At 68.2% G+C, this 22,891-nt stretch carries 27 protein-coding genes and 4 tRNA genes; 11 read left to right on the forward strand and 20 right to left on the reverse strand.

Annotation, left to right across the window (positions count from 1 at the left end; translation table 11 throughout):
• Positions 1-28 precede the first annotated feature (28 nt).
• The 3 genes from ACWDUN_RS11970 to ACWDUN_RS11980 form a co-directional block, all read right to left on the reverse strand.
• A tRNA-Ser gene (locus ACWDUN_RS11970) sits at positions 29-119 on the reverse strand.
• 42 nt (positions 120-161) lie between these two features.
• A complete protein-coding gene (locus ACWDUN_RS11975) occupies positions 162-614 on the reverse strand; it encodes a nucleoside deaminase (protein ID WP_449928723.1) in 453 nt (150 codons plus the stop codon).
• Positions 611-1,129 carry a tRNA adenosine deaminase-associated protein gene (locus ACWDUN_RS11980; RefSeq protein ID WP_449928725.1) on the reverse strand — a complete coding sequence of 173 codons (519 nt, stop codon included), beginning with the start codon at positions 1,127-1,129 and terminating at the stop codon, positions 611-613. Before ACWDUN_RS11980 ends, ACWDUN_RS11975 begins: the two co-directional genes overlap by 4 nt.
• A 92-nt stretch (positions 1,130-1,221) precedes the next feature.
• Here ACWDUN_RS11980 and ACWDUN_RS11985 point away from each other — a divergent pair, with 92 nt between their 5' ends.
• Entirely contained in the window at positions 1,222-2,166 is a 945-nt protein-coding gene (locus ACWDUN_RS11985) for a prephenate dehydrogenase (protein WP_449928842.1), read from the forward strand.
• Here the strand turns inward: ACWDUN_RS11985 and ACWDUN_RS11990 are convergent.
• The 5 genes from ACWDUN_RS11990 to ACWDUN_RS12010 are packed head-to-tail and all read right to left on the reverse strand — an operon-like array spanning position 2,129 to position 6,177.
• A complete protein-coding gene (locus ACWDUN_RS11990) occupies positions 2,129-2,713 on the reverse strand; it encodes a putative glycolipid-binding domain-containing protein (protein ID WP_449928727.1) in 585 nt (194 codons plus the stop codon). The two genes, ACWDUN_RS11985 and ACWDUN_RS11990, sit on opposite strands and share 38 nt — an antisense overlap.
• Before the next feature lie 4 nt (positions 2,714-2,717).
• Positions 2,718-3,476, reverse strand: a complete 759-nt coding sequence (locus ACWDUN_RS11995) for an ABC transporter permease (RefSeq protein ID WP_449928729.1) — start codon at positions 3,474-3,476, stop codon at positions 2,718-2,720.
• On the reverse strand, positions 3,473-4,120 hold the full coding sequence (locus ACWDUN_RS12000; RefSeq protein ID WP_449928731.1) for an ABC transporter permease: 648 nt from the start codon (positions 4,118-4,120) through the stop codon (positions 3,473-3,475). The genes ACWDUN_RS11995 and ACWDUN_RS12000 overlap by 4 nt, the downstream gene beginning before the upstream one ends.
• Positions 4,121-5,227: an ABC transporter ATP-binding protein gene (locus tag ACWDUN_RS12005; protein WP_449928733.1), complete on the reverse strand. Its 1,107-nt coding sequence runs from the start codon at positions 5,225-5,227 to the stop codon at positions 4,121-4,123.
• A gap of 8 nt (positions 5,228-5,235) precedes the next feature.
• On the reverse strand, positions 5,236-6,177 hold the full coding sequence (locus ACWDUN_RS12010) for an ABC transporter substrate-binding protein (RefSeq protein ID WP_449928735.1): 942 nt from the start codon (positions 6,175-6,177) through the stop codon (positions 5,236-5,238).
• A 132-nt stretch (positions 6,178-6,309) separates the two neighbouring features.
• On the opposite strand from ACWDUN_RS12010, the gene ACWDUN_RS12015 reads away from it, so the two are divergent.
• Positions 6,310-6,672 (forward strand): lipopolysaccharide assembly protein LapA domain-containing protein, encoded by a 363-nt coding sequence (locus ACWDUN_RS12015; protein ID WP_449928737.1) that lies wholly within the window; start codon positions 6,310-6,312, stop codon positions 6,670-6,672.
• On the opposite strand, the gene ACWDUN_RS12020 is transcribed toward ACWDUN_RS12015, so the two are convergent.
• Together ACWDUN_RS12020 and ACWDUN_RS12025 are read right to left on the reverse strand one after the other, a co-directional pair.
• Positions 6,669-7,682 (reverse strand): phosphotransferase family protein, encoded by a 1,014-nt coding sequence (locus ACWDUN_RS12020; RefSeq protein WP_449928844.1) that lies wholly within the window; start codon positions 7,680-7,682, stop codon positions 6,669-6,671. The two genes, ACWDUN_RS12015 and ACWDUN_RS12020, sit on opposite strands and share 4 nt — an antisense overlap.
• A 21-nt stretch (positions 7,683-7,703) precedes the next feature.
• Positions 7,704-8,303, reverse strand: coding sequence for a histidine phosphatase family protein (locus tag ACWDUN_RS12025; RefSeq protein ID WP_449928739.1), 600 nt, complete (start codon positions 8,301-8,303; stop codon positions 7,704-7,706).
• Between ACWDUN_RS12025 and ACWDUN_RS12030 the strand changes: the two genes are divergently transcribed.
• A complete protein-coding gene (locus tag ACWDUN_RS12030; RefSeq protein ID WP_449928740.1) occupies positions 8,280-9,089 on the forward strand; it encodes an SDR family NAD(P)-dependent oxidoreductase in 810 nt (269 codons plus the stop codon). The genes ACWDUN_RS12025 and ACWDUN_RS12030 overlap by 24 nt on opposite strands.
• On the opposite strand, the gene ACWDUN_RS12035 is transcribed toward ACWDUN_RS12030, so the two are convergent.
• From ACWDUN_RS12035 to ACWDUN_RS12045, 3 genes are read right to left on the reverse strand one after another with little or no spacing between them, the layout of a single operon-like run.
• On the reverse strand, positions 9,086-10,969 hold the full coding sequence (locus ACWDUN_RS12035; RefSeq protein WP_449928742.1) for an alkyl/aryl-sulfatase: 1,884 nt from the start codon (positions 10,967-10,969) through the stop codon (positions 9,086-9,088). The genes ACWDUN_RS12030 and ACWDUN_RS12035 overlap by 4 nt on opposite strands.
• A 35-nt stretch (positions 10,970-11,004) precedes the next feature.
• On the reverse strand, positions 11,005-11,847 hold the full coding sequence (locus ACWDUN_RS12040) for an NAD(P)-dependent oxidoreductase (protein WP_449928744.1): 843 nt from the start codon (positions 11,845-11,847) through the stop codon (positions 11,005-11,007).
• The gene (locus tag ACWDUN_RS12045) at positions 11,844-12,686 is read right to left on the reverse strand and encodes an NAD(P)-dependent oxidoreductase (RefSeq protein WP_449928746.1); all 843 of its coding nucleotides are present in this window, start codon (positions 12,684-12,686) and stop codon (positions 11,844-11,846) included. Before ACWDUN_RS12045 ends, ACWDUN_RS12040 begins: the two co-directional genes overlap by 4 nt.
• 100 nt (positions 12,687-12,786) lie before the next feature.
• Here ACWDUN_RS12045 and ACWDUN_RS12050 point away from each other — a divergent pair, with 100 nt between their 5' ends.
• On the forward strand, positions 12,787-13,125 hold the full coding sequence (locus tag ACWDUN_RS12050; protein ID WP_449928748.1) for a winged helix-turn-helix transcriptional regulator: 339 nt from the start codon (positions 12,787-12,789) through the stop codon (positions 13,123-13,125).
• On the opposite strand, the gene ACWDUN_RS12055 is transcribed toward ACWDUN_RS12050, so the two are convergent.
• Positions 13,122-13,628, reverse strand: a complete 507-nt coding sequence (locus ACWDUN_RS12055; RefSeq protein WP_449928750.1) for a metallophosphoesterase family protein — start codon at positions 13,626-13,628, stop codon at positions 13,122-13,124. The two genes, ACWDUN_RS12050 and ACWDUN_RS12055, sit on opposite strands and share 4 nt — an antisense overlap.
• 99 nt (positions 13,629-13,727) lie before the next feature.
• Here ACWDUN_RS12055 and ACWDUN_RS12060 point away from each other — a divergent pair, with 99 nt between their 5' ends.
• The gene (locus ACWDUN_RS12060; protein WP_449928752.1) at positions 13,728-16,061 is read left to right on the forward strand and encodes a putative bifunctional diguanylate cyclase/phosphodiesterase; all 2,334 of its coding nucleotides are present in this window, start codon (positions 13,728-13,730) and stop codon (positions 16,059-16,061) included.
• On the opposite strand, the gene ACWDUN_RS12065 is transcribed toward ACWDUN_RS12060, so the two are convergent.
• Complete coding sequence (locus ACWDUN_RS12065) at positions 16,024-16,410, reverse strand: nuclear transport factor 2 family protein (RefSeq protein WP_449928754.1); 387 nt, start codon at positions 16,408-16,410, stop codon at positions 16,024-16,026. The two genes, ACWDUN_RS12060 and ACWDUN_RS12065, sit on opposite strands and share 38 nt — an antisense overlap.
• 246 nt (positions 16,411-16,656) lie before the next feature.
• Here ACWDUN_RS12065 and ACWDUN_RS12070 point away from each other — a divergent pair, with 246 nt between their 5' ends.
• From ACWDUN_RS12070 to ACWDUN_RS12080, 3 genes are read left to right on the forward strand one after another with little or no spacing between them, the layout of a single operon-like run.
• On the forward strand, positions 16,657-17,577 hold the full coding sequence (locus ACWDUN_RS12070; RefSeq protein WP_449928755.1) for a TIGR04222 domain-containing membrane protein: 921 nt from the start codon (positions 16,657-16,659) through the stop codon (positions 17,575-17,577).
• A complete protein-coding gene (locus tag ACWDUN_RS12075; protein WP_449928756.1) occupies positions 17,574-18,437 on the forward strand; it encodes a DUF692 domain-containing protein in 864 nt (287 codons plus the stop codon). Before ACWDUN_RS12070 ends, ACWDUN_RS12075 begins: the two co-directional genes overlap by 4 nt.
• A complete protein-coding gene (locus tag ACWDUN_RS12080) occupies positions 18,434-18,634 on the forward strand; it encodes a hypothetical protein (RefSeq protein WP_449928758.1) in 201 nt (66 codons plus the stop codon). The genes ACWDUN_RS12075 and ACWDUN_RS12080 overlap by 4 nt, the downstream gene beginning before the upstream one ends.
• Here the strand turns inward: ACWDUN_RS12080 and ACWDUN_RS12085 are convergent.
• Both ACWDUN_RS12085 and ACWDUN_RS12090 read right to left on the reverse strand, forming a co-directional pair.
• A tRNA-Arg gene (locus ACWDUN_RS12085) sits at positions 18,605-18,680 on the reverse strand. The two genes, ACWDUN_RS12080 and ACWDUN_RS12085, sit on opposite strands and share 30 nt — an antisense overlap.
• A 40-nt stretch (positions 18,681-18,720) precedes the next feature.
• Positions 18,721-18,809 (reverse strand) — tRNA-Ser (locus tag ACWDUN_RS12090).
• Positions 18,810-18,915: 106 nt separating this feature from the next.
• On the opposite strand from ACWDUN_RS12090, the gene hisC reads away from it, so the two are divergent.
• Genes hisC through ACWDUN_RS12105 form a run of 3 tightly spaced genes read left to right on the forward strand, consistent with a single transcriptional unit; the run spans position 18,916 to position 21,261 of the window.
• Positions 18,916-19,983: a histidinol-phosphate transaminase gene (hisC, locus tag ACWDUN_RS12095; RefSeq protein WP_449928760.1), complete on the forward strand. Its 1,068-nt coding sequence runs from the start codon at positions 18,916-18,918 to the stop codon at positions 19,981-19,983.
• Positions 19,980-20,423, forward strand: a complete 444-nt coding sequence (locus tag ACWDUN_RS12100; protein ID WP_449928762.1) for a hypothetical protein — start codon at positions 19,980-19,982, stop codon at positions 20,421-20,423. Before hisC ends, ACWDUN_RS12100 begins: the two co-directional genes overlap by 4 nt.
• A 28-nt stretch (positions 20,424-20,451) precedes the next feature.
• Positions 20,452-21,261: a crotonase/enoyl-CoA hydratase family protein gene (locus ACWDUN_RS12105; protein WP_449928764.1), complete on the forward strand. Its 810-nt coding sequence runs from the start codon at positions 20,452-20,454 to the stop codon at positions 21,259-21,261.
• Here the strand turns inward: ACWDUN_RS12105 and ACWDUN_RS12110 are convergent.
• The 3 genes from ACWDUN_RS12110 to ACWDUN_RS12120 all read right to left on the reverse strand — a co-directional run bounded on the left by ACWDUN_RS12110 (position 21,248) and on the right by ACWDUN_RS12120 (position 22,887).
• Positions 21,248-22,267, reverse strand: a complete 1,020-nt coding sequence (locus tag ACWDUN_RS12110) for a linear amide C-N hydrolase (protein WP_449928766.1) — start codon at positions 22,265-22,267, stop codon at positions 21,248-21,250. The two genes, ACWDUN_RS12105 and ACWDUN_RS12110, sit on opposite strands and share 14 nt — an antisense overlap.
• Position 22,268: 1 nt before the next feature.
• A tRNA-Ser gene (locus tag ACWDUN_RS12115) sits at positions 22,269-22,355 on the reverse strand.
• A 19-nt stretch (positions 22,356-22,374) separates the two neighbouring features.
• Complete coding sequence (locus ACWDUN_RS12120; RefSeq protein WP_449928768.1) at positions 22,375-22,887, reverse strand: MarR family winged helix-turn-helix transcriptional regulator; 513 nt, start codon at positions 22,885-22,887, stop codon at positions 22,375-22,377.
• Positions 22,888-22,891: the final 4 nt, after the last annotated feature.

Below are 22,891 nucleotides of genomic sequence, written 5' to 3' on the forward strand. Positions count from 1 at the left end.
TACCTGACGAGCAGGCGGGCGGTTCTGTTGGCGGTGGCGGAGGGATTTGAACCCTCGGACGGGGGTTACCCGTCACACGCTTTCGAGGCGTGCTCCTTAGGCCGCTCGGACACGCCACCGGCGGAGAGCTTACCGGCAGCGGGCCCCGAGCCCTAATCGCGTCAACGCTGCCGCGCGAAGAACTCCTCCAGCGGCGCCGCGCACTCGTCGGCGAGCACCCCGCCGCGCACCTGCGGGCGGTGTGTGAGCCGCCGGTCGCGCACCACATCCCACAGCGAGCCGACCGCCCCCGTCTTGGGTTCCCACGCCCCGAACACCAACCGGCCGATCCGCGCCATCACCAACGCGCCGGCGCACATGGTGCACGGCTCGACGGTGACGGCCAGCGTGCAGTCCGCCAATCGCCAGCCGTCACCCAGGACCGCGGTCGCCGCGCGCATGGCGAGGATCTCGGCGTGCGCGGTGGGGTCACCGAGCACCTCGCGGGCGTTGGCGGCGCGGGCCAGCTCGGCGCCGTCGGGCCCGAACACCACCGCACCGATCGGGACATCGTCGGGGCCGGCCAGCCGCGACGCCTCCAACGCCAGCCGGATCAGGTCGGCGTCGGATCTCACCGACCGAGTTTGTCGAGCACCGAGGACAGCTCGTTGTCGAAGCCCATCCGCTCGGCGATCGCGGCGATCTGCTCGTCGATCTCGCATTCGTCGTCGGCGATGATCACCCCGAGCACGCCCTCGGGCAGGCCGATATCGGCCAGTAGGCCGAGATCGCCCTCCTCGAACGGATCGGTGTCCTCCAGATCCTCGTCGTCGATATCGGAGTCCAGCTTGTCGAGCACCTCGGCGGCGATGTCGTAGTCCAGCGCCGCGGTGGCATCCGAGAGCAGCAACCGGGTGCCCGCCGGCGCGGGCCGCAGGATCACCAGGAACTCCTCGTCGACATTCAACAGGCCGAACACCGCACCGGCACTGCGCAGTTCGCGCAGCTCCGTCTCGGCGGTGGTCAGACTGTTCAGTGCGGCCTTGCGCATCGCGGTACAGCGCCATTTACCGTCCTCGCGGACGACCGCGACGCCGAACCCGCCGGGCAGGTCGGCAGCCTCGGGCGCCGTAGCACGCTGTGCTCCCATGGGCGTTAACGCTAGTCGCACGCAGGGGGCTTGACCAGCGGTCACGGACAGCGTCCGCGATGTGCCAACCTATAACGGTGACCGACACACCGGTGTGCGTGCTGGGGCTGGGACTGATCGGCGGTTCGGTGGTGCGGGCCGCCGCCGCGGCGGGCCGGACCGTGTTCGGGTACAACCGCTCGGTCGACGGCGTGCACGCCGCGCTGGCCGACGGATTCGACGCCACCACCGAACTCGACGAGGCGCTGACGCGGGCCGCCGCGGCCGACGCGCTGATCGTGCTGGCGGTCCCGATGCCGGCGCTGGCGACCATGCTGGGACACATCCGCGCCATCGCACCGCAGTGCGCGCTGACCGATGTGATCAGCGTCAAGGGCGCGGTGCTGGGTGAGGTGCAGAAGTTCGGGCTGCGGCCGCGCTTCGTCGGGGGCCACCCGATGACCGGGACGGCGTTCTCCGGGTGGAGCGCCGGCGATGCCCGTCTGTTCGTGGGCGCGCCGTGGGTCATCAGCGTCGACGATGACGTCGACGCCGATGTGTGGAACCGGGTGCTGCACCTGGCCCTGGACTGTGGGTCAGTGGTGGTGCCCGCCCGCTCGGATGAGCACGACGCGGCCGCCGCCGCCATCTCGCACCTGCCGCACATGCTGGCCGAGGCGCTCGCGGTCACCGCGGCCGATGTCCCGCTCGCCTTCGCGCTGGCGGCCGGTTCGTTCCGGGACGGCACCCGGGTCGCGGCCACCGCCCCCGATCTGGTGCGCGCCATGTGCGAGGCCAACGCCGATCAACTGGTCACGGGTCTGGACCGCACCATCGAACTCCTCACCCAGGCCCGCGCGCATCTGGCCACGCACGCCTCGGTGGCCGACCTGGTCGACGCCGGACACGCCGCGCGCATCCGTTACGACAGCTTCAGCCGGCCCGACATCCTGCACGTCACGATCGGCGCGCCGCAGTGGCGCGAGGAGTTGGCCGCGGCCGGACGGGCGGGCGGCGTGATCAGATCCGCGCTGCCAGTCCTGGGTAGTCGAGGATGAATCCGTCGTCGTCGACGGTGACGATGGTCTCGGCCACCGGCGACTTCAGTCCGATACCGCCGGCCTGCGGGGTGTAGGAGATCGTCTCCGGATTCACGGTCAGATCCGGCAGCCGCACGTAGACCACGGGCAGCGTCAACGACTCGGCACCGCCCTGGTGCAGCCCGGTCCGCCGGATCGGCAGCGCGTTGAAGAACGGGCTGAACACCACGTCGACATCCAGTGCCCCGTCGAACGCCTCCCGGCTGGTCTGGTTCTGGTGATCACGCACCAGCCACATGCCCTCTTCGTCGCGGGCGATGGACAGCTGGCGTTCGCGTTCGGCCAGCGTCATGGTCAGCGACAGCCGTTTGGTCGCCCCGGACTCGTCGGTGACCAGGTCGTACGACGCGCTGAAGGCGGGATCGGTGGACGTCGCCGCCGACACGATGCGGCCGTAGGCCTTGATCCGTTTGCCGGACAGCTGTACCCGAACCGACTCCATCCGCGGCACGTCATGTGCCCGCCAGGTCAGGATCGCCGGCCACGCTTCAGCTGGTTCAGTCACCCTTCTACCGTATGCGACGGTCCGCCGGCTGCGTAGCCGCGTTGGTCGATTCCAGCGCGACCTCGTCACTGAGCAGCGGTTGCGGTAATCCGGCCGTGCGGCCGAACCGGTCGGCGCCGGGCTGCGACAGCCACACCGCCGTCGCCAGCAGACCGTCGAGGATCAGCGCCAGCAGCGTGACCATCAGCGCGCCGACGAGCGCGATGTAGAACTCGCGGATCTTGATGCCGTCGATCAGGTAGCGGCCGAGCCCGCCGAGACTGGCGTAGGCCGCGACGGTGGCGGTCGCGACGACCTGCAGCGTCGCGGTGCGCAGACCGCCGAGGATCAGCGGCAGCGCATTGGGCACCTCGACGCGCAGCAGCACCTGCCGCTCGGTCATCCCCATCGCCCGGGCGGCGTCGACGACGGCGGGTTCGACGGCCGCGATGCCGGAATAGGTGCCGGCCAGCAGCGGCGGGATGCCCAGCAGCATCAGCGCGACCGTGGGAGGGATCAGGCCCAGTCCCCACAACAGCACACCGAGCAGCAGCACGCCCAGCGTCGGCAGCGCGCGCAGCGCATTGACCCCGGTGACCACCAGGAACGTCCCCCGCCCGGTGTGCCCGATGATCAGCCCGACCGGGATGGCGACCAACGCGGACAGCAGCACCGCGATCGCGGTGTACTGCAGGTGCTCGATGATCCGGATGCCCAGACCGGCCGGGCCCGACCAGTTCTCCGCGGTGAAGATGAAGCTCAGCGCCTGCTGCAGAAAGTTCATGTCGCACCCGCCTGTGCCCTGGTCCACGGTGTGATGGCCTTACCGGCCAACAGGATCAGCCCGTCGACGACCACCGCGACGATGAAGATGGCGATGATGCCCGCGATGATCTGACCGCTCTTGTTCGCCTGATACCCCTCGGTGAACCAGGTTCCCAGCCCACCGATGCCGATCACCGAGCCCACCGACACCATCGAGATGTTGGTGACCGCGACGACCCGCAGGCTGGCCACCAGGATCGGGATGGACAGCGGCAGTTCGACTTTCACAACCCGGGTGAACGGCCGGTAACCGACGGCGGTGGCCGCGTCGCGAACCGCGGGCGGAACGGCGTCCAGCGCCTCGGGCACCGCGCGCACCAGCAACGCGGTGGTGTACAGCGTCAGCGCGATGATGACGTTGGCCTCGTCCAGGATCCGGGTCGGGATCACCAGCGGCAGCACCACGAACAGTGCCAGCGACGGAATCGTGAAGATGATGCTCGCGGTCACGGTGCTGACCCGGCGCAGCACCGTGGTCCGCTGCACCAGGGCGCCGATCGGCACCGCGATCAGCAGCCCAAGCACGATGGGTACCAGCGACAACCGCAGGTGGATCAGCGTCAGCGTCCACGCGTCGTCGAGGTGGGTCAGCAGATAATCCATCTATCCGGTCCGCCGATTGCGCTGATCCTCGATGGCGGTCAGCACATCGGTGGCCCGGATCCCGCCGAGCACCTGCTCGTTCTCGTCGACCGCGACGCCGAGGCCGGCCGGTGAGGACAGGGCGGCGTCCAAGGCCTGGCGCAGCGTGGCGTCCGGCCGGAACAGCGAACCGCCTGCGGTGGTGCTGTCGTAGAGCGAACTGCCGCCCCGGTGCAGGGCCACCCCGTCGACATCGATCCAGCCGTACGGTGTCCCATCGGGTTTGGTGACCAGAACCCACTGCCCCGGCGCCAGATCCAGGGCGTCGATACCCTCCTCGCCGATGTGGTGGATATCGTGCAGCGGCAATCCGGTGTCGCGCAGGAACTGCAACCCGCGATATCCCCGATCGGCGCCGACGAATCCGGCGACGAAATCGTTGGCGGGATTGGACAGCAGCCGCTGGGGCGCGTCGAACTGCTGCAGCACGCCGCCGCGGCCGAACACCGCGACCACATCGGCGAGTTTCACCGCTTCGTCGATATCGTGCGTGACGAACACGATCGTCTTGCGCAGTTCGCTCTGCAGCCGCAGGATCTCGGTCTGCAATTCCTCGCGCACCACCGGGTCGACGGCGCTGAACGGCTCGTCCATCAGCAGGATCGGGGGGTCGGCGGCCAGCGCCCTGGCCACCCCGACGCGTTGTTGCTGACCACCCGAGAGCTGGGCCGGATACCGTTGTGCCAGTTTGGGATCCAAGCCGACACGTTCCAGCACGCTCAGGGCCGCCTTGCGCGCCTCCCGGCGCGACTGCCCCTTGAGCACCGGGACGGTGGCGACGTTGTCGACCACCCGCTGGTGCGGCATCAGCCCGGCGCTCTGGATGACATAGCCGATGCCGAGTCGCAGTTTCACCGGGTCGACCTTGGTGACGTCCGCGCCGTCGACGGTCAGGGTGCCCGAGGTGGGGTCGATCATCCGGTTGATCATCCGCATCGACGTCGTCTTGCCGCAGCCCGAGGGGCCGACGAAGGCGGCCAGCTTGCCCTCCGGGATGTCCAGCGTCAGATCGTCGACGGCGACGGTGCCGTCGGGATAGGTCTTGGTGACATTGCTGAAGGTGATCATCGGCCCACTCACTTACTCGGCAGGGGTTGGTCGAATCCGTTGTCGGCGATCCACTTCTGGGCCGCCTCGTCGGGATCGACACCCTGGTTGCCCTCGACCGAACTGTTCAGCGCGATCAGCCCGTCGGTGGTCAACTTGGCACTGACCGCGTCGAGCACCGTCTTGAGTTCGGTGGACATCTTCTGCGAGGCCACCAGCGGAACCACGTTGGCGGCCAGGAAGACGTTCTCGGGGTCCTCGAGGACGACGAGATTGTCCTTCTCGATGGCCGGGGAAGTGCTGAAGATGTTGGCGGCGGTGACGGCACCGCTGGTCAGTGCCTGCACGGTGGCGGGGCCACCGCCATCGCTGATCGCGATGAAATTGGCCGGCGCGATCTTGAGTCCGTACTTCTGTTCCAACCCGACCAGGCCGGTCTGGCGGGTCTGGAACTCCGACGGGCCACCGACTTTCACCTCCGGTGATCGCGCGGCGAGGTCGGCGATGGTCTTGAGGTTCCACTGCCGCGCAATGGTCTCCGACACCGCCAGGGTGTCCTTGTCCTCGGCCGGCGAGGGATACAGGATCGACAGGTCGCCGGGCAGCACCTTGAGCAGCCCCAGCAGCACCTCGTCCGACGTGGTGGCGCTGGCGTCTTTGTCGAAGTACTGCAGCAGATTTCCGGTGTACTCGGGAATCAGGTCGATCGAATGATCCTGTACCGCGGGGATGTAGGTTTCGCGGCTGCCGATGCCGAACTGACGCCTGATATCGAACCCGTTGGCCTCCAACGCCTGCGCGTAGATTTCGGCGATGATCTTCGACTCGGTGAAATCGGCCGAGCCGACCGCGATCGTCTTCAGATCACCGGATATCTCACCGCCGCCCAGTGGGTTGACGCTGCCGCACCCGGTGCCGACCAGGGCGAGAAAGGCCGCGATCACGGCAATCCATCTGTGACTCCCGCGCATACCGTCCCCTCGGCGTGTGGCTCGTGCTGCCTGGCAATTCTGTCGACAGTAACCGGAGTCGCCGTGTCCTGCCCGGATTTGATTCACCGTGCGGGGGTTTGCAAACGCCCCGGAACGGGCAAAATGAACGCCATGACGACCGACCCGCACGCGGCGCCCTTCGAGCCGGAGCAGCCGTACGAACCCTTGGGTACGTCGGAGCCTGCACCGCCGCCGGAAGACAACGTGAAGTTCACCAGGGCCGCAGCACTGTGGTCCTCGCTGATCATCGGCTTCCTGGTGCTGATCGTGCTGCTGATCTTCATTGCCCAGAACACCGACCCGGGCACCTTCCACTTCCTGGGCTGGAACTGGACGCTGCCCCTGGGCGTGGCGCTGCTGCTGGCCGCCGTCGGCGGTGGCCTGCTGACGGTGCTCGTCGGCGCGGCGCGCATCGTGCAGTTGCGCATCGCCGCACGCAAGAACCTCAAGGCCGCCCGGCGGTCGGGGCTCTAGACCAGCTTGAGTCCCTCGGCGAGCAGCGGTGCCACCGCCGCACCGACCCGTGCCGGTGAATCGCCGCCCTCGCGGCCGCGGAAGTCGATGCCCGCGGCGATGATGGCCAGCTTGAAATAGGCCAGCGCCATGTAGAAGTCCCAGTTCTGCAGTTCCTGCCCGCTGGCCACGGCGTAGCGCTGGGCCAGCTCATCGGCGCCGGGCAGCAGTTCGGACGTCCACGCCGCGCGCATACCCAGGACATCGTCGAAATTCGGGTTGCGGTACACACACATCAGCGCGGCATCCGAGAGCGGATCGCCGAGGGTGGACAGCTCCCAGTCCAGTACGGCCAGCACCACGGTCGGGTCGGCGGCGTCCAGGATGGTGTTGTCGATGCGGTAGTCGCCGTGCACGATCGAGGCGCGCGGGCTTGCCGGTATCCGTTCGGCCAGCGCCGAATGCAACCGCTTGACGTCACCGTCGCGGGTGTCCTCGGGCAACCGGACGTGGTCCCACTGCGAACCCCAGCGACGCACCTGCCGCTCCAGATAGCCCTCCGCGCGGCCGAAATCGCCGAGGCCGACGGCCTGCGGGTCCACCGCGTGCAGATCCGCGAGCACCTGGATCAACGACGTGACGCACCCGTCGATCACCTCCTGACCGCCGAGCGCCTCGAGTTCGTCCGCGCTGCGGATCACGCTGCCCTCGACGTTGGCGACCATCTGGAACGGTGCCCCGAGCACCGAGTCGTCATCGCGCATGGTGATCGCGCGGGCCACCGGCACGGCGGTGCCGGCCAGCGCGGCCACCACCTTGTATTCGCGGGCCATATCGTGCGCGGACGGGGTCAGCCCGTGCAGCGGCGGACGGCGCAGCACCCACGCCGACGCGTCGTCGGACACCCGGAACGTCAGGTTCGAACGTCCGCCGGAGAGCAGTTCGGCACGCAGCTCACCGCTGCGGGCCACCCCCTCGGCACGCAGGTGGCGGTCCAGGGCGTCCAGGTCGAGGCCGTCCAGATGGGTCACGCGATTCGTCACGCGAATTGTTTACCACTGCGCGTTTCGCGGCAGCAGGTCCCATACGTGTTCGGTGCCGTTGATCGCCGCCACCGACACTCGGCCGCTGCGCGAGGACAGCACCCGGGTGATGCCCGCGTAGTCGACCTGGACGCACAGCAGCCGCTGCGTCTGCATCACCCGGTGCACCACCGCGTTGATCACCCCGCCGTGGCTGAACACCGCCACGGTGTCATCGTGGTCGGCGTCGGCGACGATATCGTCGATCCCCGCCCAGATCCTGGCCTGGAAGGCGTCGGGGTCGACATCACCGGGCAGGTGACCGTCGATGAGCCGCTGCAGGTCCTCCTTGGAGACCTCCTCGATCGGCGTGTAGTGGGACAGGCCATAGTCGTATTCGGCCAGCCGCTCGTCGATGTCCACGCCGAGGCCCAGCGCGTCGGCCACCGGCTGCGCGGTCTGCCGGGCGCGCCGTTGCGGGCTGCTGACCAGGCGGGTGATCGGGAAGCGCTTGAGCGCATCGGGCAGCCGCGCGGCCTGCGCGACGCCGTCGGCGGACAGGTGCGGATCAGATCCCTCACCGGGTTCGCTGCGCAAGGGCAGCGCATGTCGGACCAGAAGCAGTTGCACCGTGACACCATATGGCTCGTGCCGCAGCGCTCGTATCCCGAGGAACTGTTCGATCTGACCGACCGGGTGGTGTTGATCACCGGAGGCAGCCGTGGCCTGGGCCGCGAGATGGCGTTCGCGGCGGCGCGGTGCGGTGCCGATGCGGTGATCGCCAGCCGCAATCTGGACTCCTGTGTCGCCACCGCCGAGGCCATCACCGCCGAGACCGGACGGGCCGCGTTGGCCCATGCGGTCCACGTCGGGCGCTGGGATCAGCTCGAGCCGCTGGTCGATGCCGCCTACGCCCACTTCGGCAAGGTCGACGTGCTGGTGAACAACGCCGGCATGTCACCGCTGTACGACTCGCTGGGATCGGTGACCGAGCAGTTGTTCGACGCGGTGGTGAACCTGAACTTCAAGGGCCCGTTCCGGTTGACCGCGCTGGTCGGTGAACGGATGTTCGCCGCGGGCGGCGGGTCCATCATCAACGTCAGCTCGTCCGGATCGCTGCGCCCGGATGCCCACATGCTGCCCTACGCGGCCGCCAAGGCCGGACTCAACACCCTCACCGAGGGATTCGCCAAGGCGTTCGGGCCCACGGTGCGGGTCAACACCCTGATGGCCGGGCCGTTCCTCACCGATATCAGCAAGGCCTGGAACTTCGCCGAGGCGAACCCGTTTGCCCACTTCCCGCTGCAGCGGGCCGGCGATCCACCCGAAATCGTCGGCGCCGCACTCTTTCTGATGTCGGATGCGTCGAGCTTCACCACCGGGTCCATCATCCGCGCCGACGGCGGCCTGCCTTAGGGAGTGACGATGGCGAAGTCGGGGTCGGGCCGGTCGAGCGCCCCGAGCAGGGTGGCCAGGGCACCCGAGTCGCCGGTGAACTCGACCCCCGGCGAGTCGCGGTCACCGGTGGCGAACGCCAGCAGCCGTGCCTTGGTCGCGAAGGTGACCGTCGCCGTCGCGGTCGCCGGATCCGCCGCCACCTTGCGGTGCACCAGCACTCCGTTGCGCAGGGTCAGCCGGTAGTCGGCCCCCACGTCGACGAAGGTGACGTCGATGGTCAGGTCCAGATCCCAGGCGGCCGGGCCGTCGATGCTGATGGCGAAGGTGTCGAACATCTGCTCGGGGGTCAGCTGGGCCAGCATCGTCGGCGACGCGGTCTGGGTCGGAGTGCCGAATTTGCCGTCGCGCAGTTCGGTGGCGCCGGACAGGAAGAAGTTGCGCCACACCGCGTTCTCGGCGCCGTAGGCCAACTGCTCGAGGGTGTCGGCATAGAGTTCGCGGGCGCCGCCATGGTTCTCATCGGTGAAGATCACATGGTCCAGCAGCGTTGCCGCCCAGCGGTAATCACCGTCGTCGAAGGCACTGCGAGCCAGCGCCACGACCTTGTCCGGCCCACCCATCGCCGCGACGTACCGCGGCCCGATGGCCTCCGGCGGATGCTGCCACAGCCGGCCGGGATTTCCGTCGAACCAGCCCATGTAGCGCTGGTACACGGCCTTGACGTTGTGGCTGACCGAACCGTAGTAGCCGTGGGTATGCCAGGCCTTCTCCAGCGCAGGCGGCATCGCGAAGTTCTCGGCGATCTCGATCCCGGTGTAACCCTGGTTGAGCAGACGCAGGGTCTGGTCGTGCAGATAGGCGTACAGATCCCGTTGCACCGACAGGTATTCGACGATGTTGTCGCGGCCCCACGTCGGCCAGTGGTGCGAGGCGAACACCACGTCGGTGCGGTCGGCGAACGCGTCGATGGCTTCGGTGAGGTAACCGGCCCAGCCGTGCGGATCGCGGACCAGCGCCCCGCGCAACGTCAACAGGTTGTGCAGATTGTGCGTGGCGTTCTCGGCCATGCACAGCGCCTTGAACTTCGGGAAATAGAAATGCATCTCGGCAGGCGCCTCGGTGCCCGGCGCCATCTGGAACTCGATCTCGACGCCGTCGATGGTGTGCGTCTCACCGGTGCTGCGCACATCGATGGTCGGCACGATCAGCGCCACCTCGCCGAGTGAGGGCGACTGTCCCAGGCCACAACCCACCTGTCCCTGCGGTCCACGGGCCAGCACCGCGCCGTACATGTAGGCGGCCCGGCGGGCCATCGCGGTGCCGGCGTAGACGTTCTCCTGCACGGCATGCTCGGTGAAGCCCTCGGGGGCGATGACGGCCACCGTGCCGGCGTCGACCTCCTCCTGCGAGGTCACCCCGAGCACGCCGCCGAAGTGATCGACATGGCTGTGGGTGTAGATGACGGCGGCGACGGGCCGGTCGCCGCGGTGCGCGCGGTACAACGCGAGCGCCGCAGCGGCCGTCTCGGTGGACACCAGCGGGTCGATGACGATGATCCCGGTGTCCCCCTCGATGAAGCTGATGTTGGACAGGTCCAGGCCGCGCACCTGGTAGATACCCTGGACCACCTCGTAGAGGCCCTGTTTCGCGCTCAGCTGGGACTGCCGCCACAGGCTGGGGTGGACGCTGTCGGGCGCTTCGGCGGCCAGGAACGCATAGGAATCGTTGTCCCACACCGTCCTTCCATCGGCAGCGGTCACCACGCAGGGATCCAGAGCGCCGAGGAAACCGCGGTCGGCATCGGCGAAATCCCGGGTGTCCTCGAACGGCAGCGCGTTGCGGTGAGCCCGGTTGGCGGCGGCGATGGTGGCGGTGGGCTGCTTCTGCTCCATACCCACGACCCTGCCACGGGGAGCCGATCAGCGCAGCGGTATCACGGTGCCAGCACACTGATCTCCCGCGCACCGTGTCCGGCGGCGATCGCCTCATCGACCGTGCGCGCAAAGGCCTCAAGCGCACCGGTATCCAGGCCTGCGTCCCGCGATGTGGCGATCAGGTGTCGCAGCGACGTCGCCACCGATGACACCGGTGCGCCGGCGTCATCGTGCCGGCCGGTCTCAACCCGTTCGACGATCTCGGTGAGGACCGGGGTGAGGATGTCGACGATGCCGGTGGCATGCGGCAGCAACTCCGCGATCCCGATACCGTGCGCCTCGGCGATCCCGGCGGCGTGCAGGAAACCCGCGACAGAACTCCAGAACAGGTCGAGCAGCGCCATGTCATGGGCCGCGGCGCGGCCGTGGTCGGCGCCCAGCCAGGTCGGCGCGCCCAGCGCCTCGAACACCGCACGGCCGGCGTCGAAGACGCCGCGCGGTCCGGCGAAGAGGATGCGGGCGTCCGGCGTTCCGATGGTCGTCGTCGGCGTCATGATGGCGCCGTCGAGGTAGCGCCCACCCAGTCCGTCGACCAGCGCGGCGGTCCGGCGGGCACGTTCGGGAGTGTCCGAACTCAGACCCACCACGCACTTTGCGGCGATGGCGGCACCGGCGGCGGTGAGCACCGCGTCGACCGCGTCATGGTCGACGACGTTGACCAGCACCAGGTCGGCTGCCGCCGCGGCCGTGGCCGGGTCGGGGGCCACCACCGCACCGCGGGCCGCCAATGCCTCACCCCGGCCTGCGGTGCGGTTCCACACCGTGACGGGATACCCGGCATCGAGCAAGGCCCCGGAAAGCGCCTGTCCCATCGGGCCGAGCCCGAGCACCGAGACGTTCATGCCGCCACCTTCAGACCCTCGATGATCCGGGCGAATCCCTCACTGCCGTGGCCGGCGTCGATCTGGCGGTGGATCAGTCGCTGCACCACGTCGACGATCTCGGTGCTGACGCCCAGTTCGCGGCTTGCCTCCACGATCTCGCTGATATCGGAGAACAGCAGGCTCTGCTGGCCGGGGGCCGCGTAGTCACCGCCGTCGATCACGGTGGCGAACTCCGGTAGCGCCGCGGCGGTCGCCTGCAGCCAGGGCACGGCCATGGCGGCGAACTCTTGTGCACCCACCCCCACCCGACTCAGCATCGCCGCGCCGTGGAAGAAACCGGCGAACATCACGTACATGGCCGACAGCAGCGCCAGGTCGTACAACGAGGCCATTCCCGCGTCGGGGCCGAAATACTCTGCCGCACCCCAAAGTTCGAGTAGCTGCCGGTGATCGTCGAGCACCTGCCCGGCACCGCTGTAGAAAATCCGGGAATGCGGGGTGCCGATCATCTCGGGGGTCGCCAGGATGCCGCCGTCGAGGTAGACCGCACCGAGGTCGGCCGCCCAGTCCGCCAATTCGCGTGCACCGGCCGGCGAGGTGGTGGTCAGATTGAGCATCCGCACGCCGGCCAGGTGCTCGGCCACCGGATCCAGCACCTCGTGCACCGAGCGGTGGTCGAACAGGCACACCACCACCAGATCCGCCTCGAGGGCATCGCCGACGGTGCCGGCCACCCGCTCGAATCCGGCCGTCCTGGCTGCGTTGCGGTTCCATACGGTGACGCGGTGGCCGGCGTCGGCGGCGGTCCGGGCCAGCACCGAACCCATTTCTCCCAGTCCCAGAAAGCTGATGTTCATGGCACCATCGTTGGTGCGACGCGGAGTTCTGGACAAGTACCCACTTTGAAGTGCGGTACGCACTTTTTGGTAAGTAATGCCGTCGAACAGGAGGGATGCCGTGACCGGGTTGGGAGGGTTCACCTGCGGACTGGATGCCGCCTTCGCCGTCGTGGACGGTAAATGGAAACCGTTGATCCTGTGGGAGTTACAGGGCGGTGCCAAACGCTTCAACGCCCTGCACCGCAGCCTGCCCGGCGTTTCCCAGAAGATGCTGACCCAGCACCTCAAGGAATTGCAGAGCCACGGAGTGGTGCATCGCGAGAGCTACCACGAGGTGCCGCCCCGGGTCGAATACTCGATGACCCCGGCGGGTGTGAAACTGCTGCAGGCGCTGGAACCGTTGAGCGATTGGGCCGAACAGCACATCGACCAGATCTGCGCCGACAAGGCGGGTTAGACCCCTGCCCGCGGGATCCGGTGCAGTTGCACCGGACTCAATGCGCCGTCGGCCACCTCGGTCGTCATGTAGGTGCAGTGCGGCTGCCGCCGGCGGTCGGTCGGCGAGCCGGGATTGAGCAGCCGCAGTCCGGTCGAGGCGGTGGCGTCCCACGGGATGTGACTGTGCCCGAAGACCAGGACATCGGTGTCCGGGTACAGCCGGGCCATCCGCTCGTCGCGTCCGGCGGCCGCGCCGGTCTCGTGGGTGACGGTGAATCGCAGGCCCTCCAGGGCGACGTCGGCGCGTTCGGGCAGTCGCGCCCGCAGATCGTCACCGTCGTTGTTGCCCCAGCACGCGATCAGCCGGTGCGCCCGCTGCTCCAGGCGGTCCAGCAGATCGACGTGCACCCAATCACCGGCGTGCACCACCACATCGGCCGCCTCCACGGCCGCCCACACCTGCGCAGGCATGTCCCGCGCCCGGGTCGGCAGATGGGTATCGGAGATCAACAGCAGACGCATCGCAGACAAGGTTATCGCAGCCTTCTGTGACGGGCGTTGCTGGATGGACTGGGCGCATTCGCTGTTGCCGCGTCGGACACGCCCACTAAGCTGCATGTGATGCGCATGATCAGGCCGAACGTCAGCTATGCCACCGGCATGGCGGTTTACCTGCTGTTCGTTTGCTGGTTGATCTTCGGCTGGGGTGGCACGCAGGTGACGACGATCGTCGGATCGGTCGGCTTCGTTGCGTTCAGCGCGGGCGCGTGCGCGTGCGCGGTTGCCGCCGCCGTGGCCGCACGCGGCAGCATCCGCATCGGCTGGAGCGCGCTGGCGGTCGGCTTCTTCGGCTGGGTGGCCGGCAGCGCGATCTCGGCCTACCACGCGGTGATCCGACAGTCCGCGCCGCCGTTGTTCTCCGTCGCCGATATCGGCTATCTGGCGCTGCCTGCGGCGGTCACCGCGGTCTGGGTGATGCGCACCGCAACCGGCAGGCTGTCGGGATTCCGGCAGCTGATGGACGGCCTGGTGATCGCCTCGGCGCTGTTTCTGTTGGTCTGGGCCGCCGTGCTCGACGACCTCTTCTTCGACAACGGTCACGACCCGCAGACCGCGGCACTGACCGCGCTCTACCCCATCACCGCACTGGCCATGGTGACGATGTCGACGCTGGTCCTGACCATGGTGCCGCCGGGGCGGCGACCGATCCTGGGGCTGGTCACCGCGGGCCTGACCGCCATCGCGATGGGCGATGTGGCGGCCGTGTACGTCCAGCTGCACGACGACTGGGCGGCCAGCCCCTTCCCCGTCATCGCCAAGGTCACCGGGCTGGTGATGATCGCTGCCGGCGCGCAGTTGTCCAGGATCATGCGTACCGCGGGCACCGAGGACGATCGACCGCTACCGACCACCATCATGTGGCTGCCGTACACGCCGATGCCCTTGGCGGTCATCGCGTCGGTGGCGCATCTGTGGTCGGACGTGGACATCCGACCGGTGCTGGTGGGCGCCGCGACCCTGGTGATCGCCGCCTTGATCCGCCAGCTCACGGTGTTGGTGGAGAACCGGCGCCTGCTCGACGAGGTGGCCGCGCACGCCTTCCAGGATTCCCTGACCGGGCTGGCCAACCGGCTGCTGTTCACCGACCGCCTCGAGCACGCCATCGAGCTGCAGCACCGCGACGGCCGGCCGTTGGCGGTGCTCTCGTTGGACCTCAACGATTTCAAGCTGGTCAACGACAACCTCGGTCACCACTGGGGTGACGAACTGCTGCGCGATATCGCAGCCCGGTTGGTGCACACCGTGCCGGCCGGTCACACCGTTGCGCGTCTGGGCGGCGACGAATTCGCGATTATCATCGAGTCCGGTATCGAGCCGCCCGAGGACATCGCCGAACGGGTCGTCCGCGCCTTCGACGAGGCGTTCATCCTCGACGGCGAGGACGTCTACATCCGCCCCAGCATCGGGCTGGCCATCGCGCCCGGGCCGTGGGGCGCCCCGATCGGCACCGAGGAGCTGCTCAAGCACGCCGATGTCGCGATGTACGTGGCCAAGCGGTCCGACACCGGTGGCGTGCAGGTCTTCGCGCCCGGCATGCAGATCGGCGACACCGATACGGTGTGGGACGACGGCGCGGCACCCGTCGCGCCGGTACCGGAGATCAAGCTGCTGGGCCAGCTGCGACGCGTCGTCGACGGCGGGGACCTCCGGCTGGCCTATCAACCGCAGATTTCGCTGGCCACCGGCGAGGTGGTCGGCGTCGAGGCGCTGGTGCGCTGGCCGCACCCCGAACTGGGTGTGCTGACGCCGAACCAGTTCCTGCCGTTGATCCGGCGCAGCGGGTTGATGGGGGCCGTCACCGATCTGGTGGTCGAGCAGGCGGTGCGCGACGCGGCCACCTGGTACCGGCGCGGCGGCCGGGAGATCCCGGTCGCCATCAACCTTTTCGCGCCGTCCTTCAACGATGCGACGCTGCCCGCACGCATCGGTGCGGTGCTGGCCGATCACGGGCTGCCCCCGACCGCGGTCACCATCGAGATCACCGAGCACTATCTGCTGGCCAACGTGCTGCAGGCCCGCCAAGTCATCGAACAGTTGCGCGCGGCCGGATTCCGGGTATCCATCGACGATTTCGGCAGCGGTTACGCGACCATGAGCTATCTGCGCGATCTGCCGATCGACGAGTTGAAACTCGACCGGCATTTCGTGGCGCCGATGTTGACCGATCCGCGCGCGGCGGCCATCGTGCACGCGGTCATCAAGCTGGCCCACACGCTGGGCGTCACCAGCGTCGCCGAGGGCGTCGAGGACGCCGACACCGCGGAACTGCTGCGCGGGTACGGGTGCTCGGTGGCCCAGGGCAACTATTTCGGTGAGCCGGTCTTCGCCGATGAGCTGAGCTTCACCGGCACCGGGGTCACGGGGCCCCGAGCAGTTCCGCCATCCGCGGTATGACGGCCTGCAGCCCCTTGAACGGTCTGATCATCACCTTGAAGGAGGTGATCTGGCCCTCGGCATTCCAGTGGATCATGTCGATACCGTCGACCGTGACACCGTCCAGCGTGGCCTGGAACTCCAGGATCGCCGAGTTGTCGCCCTCCCACCGCTCGACATAGTGGAAATCGGTGCCGCCGAACAGTTTCGCGGCGGCATTGAGGTACATCGCGGTCTTGGCCTTGCCCTCCTGCGGGGTGAACACCGCCGGGGAGTAGAACACCACATCGTCGGCGAGCATCGCGTCGAGTGCGGCCGGGTCATGGGTGCCGATGAAATCGATCCAACGCTGGATGTGCGGTGAAGTCATGGGCTCATAGTGCACCAACGGCCCGCGACGGAGATGTCGGGTCGCAAATTTGGTGTGGATCGGCGTGCCGCAGTGTCCGGACCGGAAGCCGAATCCGCAGGTGGTGGTTAAGGAGAATCTGTGCCAAGCGCCGAACCTTATGCAGCACACAGCATCTGGGACGGATCTTAACCTTCGCTCACACTGGCGGGTGCTACACAGTGATATCGACAGATCAAGATCGTCCAGTACCCGGGAGGTGAAGCGATGTCGCTGCAGAAGGTGATCGATCTCTACTCAAGTGCCTTTACCGGCCCCACCTACGCGATTCTGGGCGCCGCGGCGGCGACCACGGTCTTTGCGGTGGTGTGGCGCCACCTGCCGGTATCGCGCCCGCCGGCGAAGGCCGGCGCGCTCAGTGCCACCGAACTGGCCTATCTGCGATCCGATGCCGCGCCGGTGGTGGCCGCGCTGGCGGCGCTGCGGGCCGGCGGCCGGATCACCACCGACGGCCGAGTCGATCCCTCGGTGCCGGCCGGACCGGATACCGACTGGTTCACCGAGCGCGTTTTCAGGCGGGTCGCCGCCGAACCGGGATGCACTGTGCGGCACCTGATCATCGCGTCGCGGGGTGACCTGCCGGTCCTGGAGAAGGCACTGTGTGCGCGCGGTCTGATGCGACCGGCGGCCGAACGTACCCGGATCCGGCTGGGTGCGCTGCCCACGCTGGTGGCCGTGCTGCTGGGGATCGGTTTCTGCGTGCACCAGCTGACGCAGCTACCGGCGCGAGAAAGCGGAAAGACATGGGTGCCCGTGATAATCCTGGCCACCTTCGCGGCGGTGGTGCTGCCCGCCCTGTTCAGCGTGGATCGGCGGACCCGCGCGGGCCGCAAGCTGCTCAAGGGGCAACAGCGCAAGCAGGAGTTTCTGCGGCCCGCCCGACGACCGGCCTTTGCGACATATGGTCCGGCCGCGGCAGCCACCTCGGTGGCGCTGTTCGGCACCGCCGCGCTATGGCTGGTGGACCCCGACTATGCGGAGGCCGTCGAACTCAACGGCGATGCCGACGGCGGCGGCGACGGTGCGGGCTGCGGGGGATCGTCCTGCGGTGGCGACGGCGGCGGCGGTGGTGGCGGCGGCGGGTGTGGCGGCTGCGGCGGTGGCGGCGGTGGCGGAGGGGGCGAGTGAGCGCCGGCCGCGTCGCGCCCGCGCTGGGCGATGTGGGCATCGGCTGGCGCGGCGAGATCGCCGGGGTGATCGCCGACCTTGCGCCGGGGTTCTGCGAGGTGATCGCCGAGTCGGTACCCCTGCGCCGCGGTCGGGCACGGCCGGATCCCGCACTGACGGCGCTGGCGACCGCGGGGGTGCCGGTGATACCGCACGGGGTCGCGCTCTCCCTCGGTGGCGCCGAACCGGTGCAACGCGACCGGGTGCGGCGGCTGGCGGCCTGCGCCGAGGCGCTGGGCGCACCACTGGTCAGCGAGCATGTCGCGTTCGTCCGGGCCGGCGGTATCGAGGCAGGCCATCTGCTGCCCGTCCCGCGGACCCGCGAAGCCCTGGACGCGCTCGCCGCCAACATCGAGCGCACGCGGTCCGAGCTCGCGGTGCCGTTGGCCGTCGAGAACATCGCGTCGTTCCTGGAATGGCCGGAATCGGATCTCACCGAATCGGAGTTCCTCACCGAACTGGTCGAACGCACCGGGGTCTTGTTGGTGCTCGACGTCGCGAACGTGTTCGCCAATGCCCGCAATCGCGGCCGGGATCCGCACCGTGAGCTGGCACGGTTGCCGGTGCAGCAGGTGGCCTACAGCCACGTCGCCGGTGGACATCAAGACGGCGACTTCTACCACGACACGCACACCGCGGCGACGCCGCCGCAGGTGCTCGAACTGATCACCGCGCTGCGCGAGCGGGTCGACACGCCGTTCATGCTGGAGCGCGACGGCGGGTACCCGCCGGCCGCCGAACTGTTCGACGAATTGGATGCCATCGCGGCGGCCGCCGGCGCGGCGCCGATCACCGCGACCGCGCGAAAGGTCTGGGCATGACCAACGACAAGACTTTGGCCCAGCGGCAGCAGGCGCTGGTGCGGGCGCTGGTCGCCGGCGGACCGGTTCCCCAGGGCTTCGATCCGGCCGCGATCGCCGCCGCCGGACAGGTGTGCCGGCACAAACGGGATGCGCATGCGGCCGAGAACCGGCCCACAAAGAGGAGATGGTGCGCCCGAAGGGATTCGAACCCCTAACCTTCTGATCCGTAGTCAGATGCTCTATCCGTTGAGCTACGGGCGCCTGGTCGTGCTATTCACTTGGTACTGCTGGTCACACTCGGCGGAGGCGAGAGGATTTGAACCTCCGGTCCCCGGTAAGGGGGACAACTCATTAGCAGTGAGTCCCATTCGGCCGCTCTGGCACGCCTCCTGAACGATCTGAGGGTACCGGACCCCCGGAACCGCCGAGCGCACAGATTACACAGGCTCCACGGCGGAAGGCAAAGCGCGGGTGACCGCACCCCTAGAATGGCCGGGTGACCGCCCGTTTGCGACCCGAGTTGGCCGACCTTCCCGCCTACACCCCCGGCCGCACGGTGCCCGGCGCGATCAAGATCGCCAGCAACGAGACCGTCGACGCTCCCCTGCCCAGCGTGCTGGAGGCCATCACCACCGCCGCGGCCGGCATCAACCGCTACCCGGACAACGGCTATCTGGACCTTCGCGAGCGGTTGGCCAAGCATGTGAACTTCGCACCGGAGAACATCGCGGTGGGCGCCGGGTCGGTGAGCCTGTGCCAGCAGCTCATCCAGATCACCTCCACCATCGGCGACGAGGTGGTGTTCGGCTGGCGCAGCTTCGAGATCTATCCGCTGCAGGTGCGCACCGCAGGCGCCACCGCAGTGCCGGTGCCGCTGAAGGATGAGGCCCACGACCTCGACGCGATGGCAGCAGCGGTCACCGACCGCACCCGGCTCATCTTCGTGTGCAACCCGAACAACCCGACCTCGACCGTCGTCGACCCCGCCGCCCTGGAGGCCTTCGTCGCCGCCGTCCGCTCGGACATCCTGGTCGTCATCGACGAGGCCTACGTCGAGTACATCCGCGACGGTCTGCTGCCCGACAGCCTGGGCCTGGTCCGCAGGTACCCGAATGTGGTTGTGCTGCGCACCTTCTCGAAGGCCTACGGGCTGGCCGGTCTGCGCGTCGGATATGCCGTCGCCGACCCGGACATCATCACCGCACTGGGCAAGGTCTACGTGCCGTTCACCGCGACCACCGTCTCGCAGGCCGCCGCGATCGCGTCGCTGGATGCCGCCGACGAGTTGCTGGCCCGCACCGACGCCGTCGTCGCCGAACGCGCCCGGGTCAGCGCCGCGCTGACCGCCATGGGCTATCAGCTGCCCGCCTCCCAGGCCAATTTCGTCTGGCTGGTGCTGCCGGGCCGCACCGACGAGTTCACCAATGCCGCCGCCGACAACCGGCTGCTGGTGCGGCCCTACGGCCAGGACGGTGTGCGGGTGACCGTCGCCGCCCCGCACGAGAACGACGCATTCCTGGCATTTGCCGAGAAGTGGATCGCACAACAGACGGGTGACCGATGACCGCCGCACGGATCACCCTGACCGGCCTGGTCGCACTCGCCGTGCTGACCGGCTGCGCCCGCAGCACCGACGGTTCGGTGGCCATGACCACCGAACCCGGCCCGCCGCTGACCACCGAGACGACCACCCGCCCGCCCGTCATCCCTGGGCTGCCGGAGATCCCGGGGCTGCCCGATATCACCATCCCCGGCTTCCCGACGCAGGGTTCGGATGTGCCCGACGTGCCGCCCCCACCGGATGCGCTGACGATGACCTGCGCGGACTACAACCAGCTCGACGAAGCGACCCAGAAGGCCGTCGTCAACGCGATCCTCGAAGGGGAACAGTCGATCCTGGGCCCGGACAACATCGAGATCGCCAAGTCGCTGGCCGACGCGGTGTGCCAGTTCCTGACCGACAGCACGGTCAGCGAGGTACTGCTGGGTGGTCCGGTCCCCTAGGTTTCTTGACACCCGTTAGCCTGCACCCATGGCTTACGAATCCGTGACGGTGGACATCGCCGATCAGGTCGCCCGGGTGACGCTGATCGGCCCCGGCAAGGGCAACGCGATGGGCCCCGCCTTCTGGGCCGAACTGCCCGAGGTGTTCGGTGCGCTGGACGCCGATCCGGACGTCCGCGCCATCGTGCTGACAGGGTCGGGCAAGAACTTCAGCTACGGCCTGGACCTGGCCGCGATGGGCGCCACCATGCCCGGGCTGGACGCCGGCGCCAAGGACCGGCTGGGCTTCCATCAGAAGCTGACCGCGATGCAGGGTGCGATCAATGCCGTCGCCGACTGCCGCACCCCGACCATCGCCTCGGTGCACGGCTGGTGCATCGGCGGCGGGGTGGACCTGATCAGCGCGGTCGACATCCGTTATGCCAGTGCCGATGCCAAATTCTCGGTGCGTGAGGTCAAGCTGGCCATCGTCGCCGATGTCGGCTCGCTGGCCCGGCTGCCACTGATCCTGTCCGACGGGCATCTGCGCGAACTGACGTTGACGGGCAAGGACATCGACGCGGCCCGCGCCGAGAAGATCAATCTGGTCAACGACGTCTACCCCGACGCCGAGGCGTCACTGGCCGCCGCGCATGCCACCGCGGCCGAGATCGCGGCGAACCCGCCGCTGACCGTCCACGGCGTCAAGGACGTCCTGGACCAGCAGCGCATCGGCCGGGTCTCGGAGAGTCTGCGCTATGTGGCGGCGTGGAATTCGGCGTTTCTGCCCTCGAAGGACCTCGGCGAGGCGGTCACCGCGATGTTCCAGAAGCGCCCGCCGCAATTCACCGGGGAGTAGTCCCCTTCAGCTGCTCCAGCAGCTGCAGCGACAGGAACGTCATCGGGCCCTCGTCCTCGAAGCGGTCCGAGACGTTGCCCGCGATACCGCCCTGCACCGCGAGCCGGCCGATCAGATCCAACTTGAGCTGCGGGGTGCCTGCGGTGAAATCGAGGTCGGCCAGATCCACCCAGACGATGTTAGGACGGGTGGTCGACTCGTAGACGTAGCGCTTGTTGGTCAGGTCCAGTACCACCTGCCAGATGGTCTGGGAGGCATCCGGCTTGCCCGGGTCGGGCACCCGAAACGGTTGTGCCGCATTGCGGATCACCGAGAACATCCCGGCGATCGCCTCGACCTGACCGGTGGGTTGTGGCAGCCTGCCGGCGTAGTAGGTGGCCCGCGCGTAGCGGGCGGCGGCCTCGGTGGAGCCCGGCAGCGGCTCGGACCCGCCGAGACCGGTGAAGGACTTCACCAGTTCCAGTTGCTGATCGAAGGTCGGCGAATTGGTCATCACCCGGTGGCTTCGGTCGTGGTAGACCTTGGCCTTGCCGTCGATGTACTCGATGATCGCCGAGTCCCCGGAGGCGTCGTCGAGAGCGAGGTGGATGGCCGGCGGTTTACCGCCGGTCGGGTCCTGCATCTGCACGACCTGGACGTCGGTCTGCTCGATCCACGCCACGGCTTGGGCCACAGTCGCGAAATTGTCCAGGAAGTACTGCAGCCAGATGGCCTGACTGAGCTGGACGCGGTCGGCATCCGGTGTGCCGAAGGTGGATTCGGCCAGCCACAGCACATGCCCGGCCAGGCCCGCCTCGTTGAGGCCGTCGACGGAGATGATGTCGAACGCAGTCGCGATGACACTGCCGTACGTCGACGTCCAGGTGAGCCTGCCGGTCACGCCGTCGTCACGCGTGACGCCGCGCGACTGCTTCCACAGGTTGGTCATCAAATCCTTGTGGAAGTCCATGTTTCGTCCCACCAGGACAGCGTCGCCGGCATCCGGCCACATCACTCGGGTGCACACGCGGTGGCGGAGGGATTTGAACCCCCGGACGGTGTTAGCCGTCTCTCGCTTTCAAGGCGAGTGCATTAGGCCGCTCTGCCACGCCACCGCTGAACAGCCTAAACGGTCTACACCCGACCGAGCTTCGCGGGCCGCCCATCTGCCTGCAGACCGGCGCTGATGCGTCGGCAGTTCTCACCCATCGCCGTGATCTGCGCCCGCGACAGCCGGCCCAGATAGTGTGCACGCACCTCGGCGCCGTAGGTCTGCATCGCATCGGCCAGCAGGGCGCGGCCCTGATCGGTGATGGTGGCCAACACGCCCCGGCGGTCATCCGGGCTGGCGACCCGCGTCACCAGGTTCAGCTTCTCCAACCGGTGGATCTGCCGGGTCACCCGGGACGGCAACGACATCAGCCCCTCGGCGAGGTCCCCCATCCTCGCCGAGCCGCTGTCGGAGCTGTCCAGGATGTCGAGCAACCGGACATCGTTGAGTGCCAGACCGTGGTTGTCGACCAGCGACCTGTTCAGTGTTGCGTAGATGCGTAGAGCCGAGTCCAGAAAGTTTTGCCATGATTTCTGCTCGGCGATATCGAGACCCGGCATGGTGCTCGCCGTCCGTCCCCCCATGAGTGCTTCCATCGGA

Source organism: Mycobacterium sp. NPDC003323 (assembly GCF_053589535.1).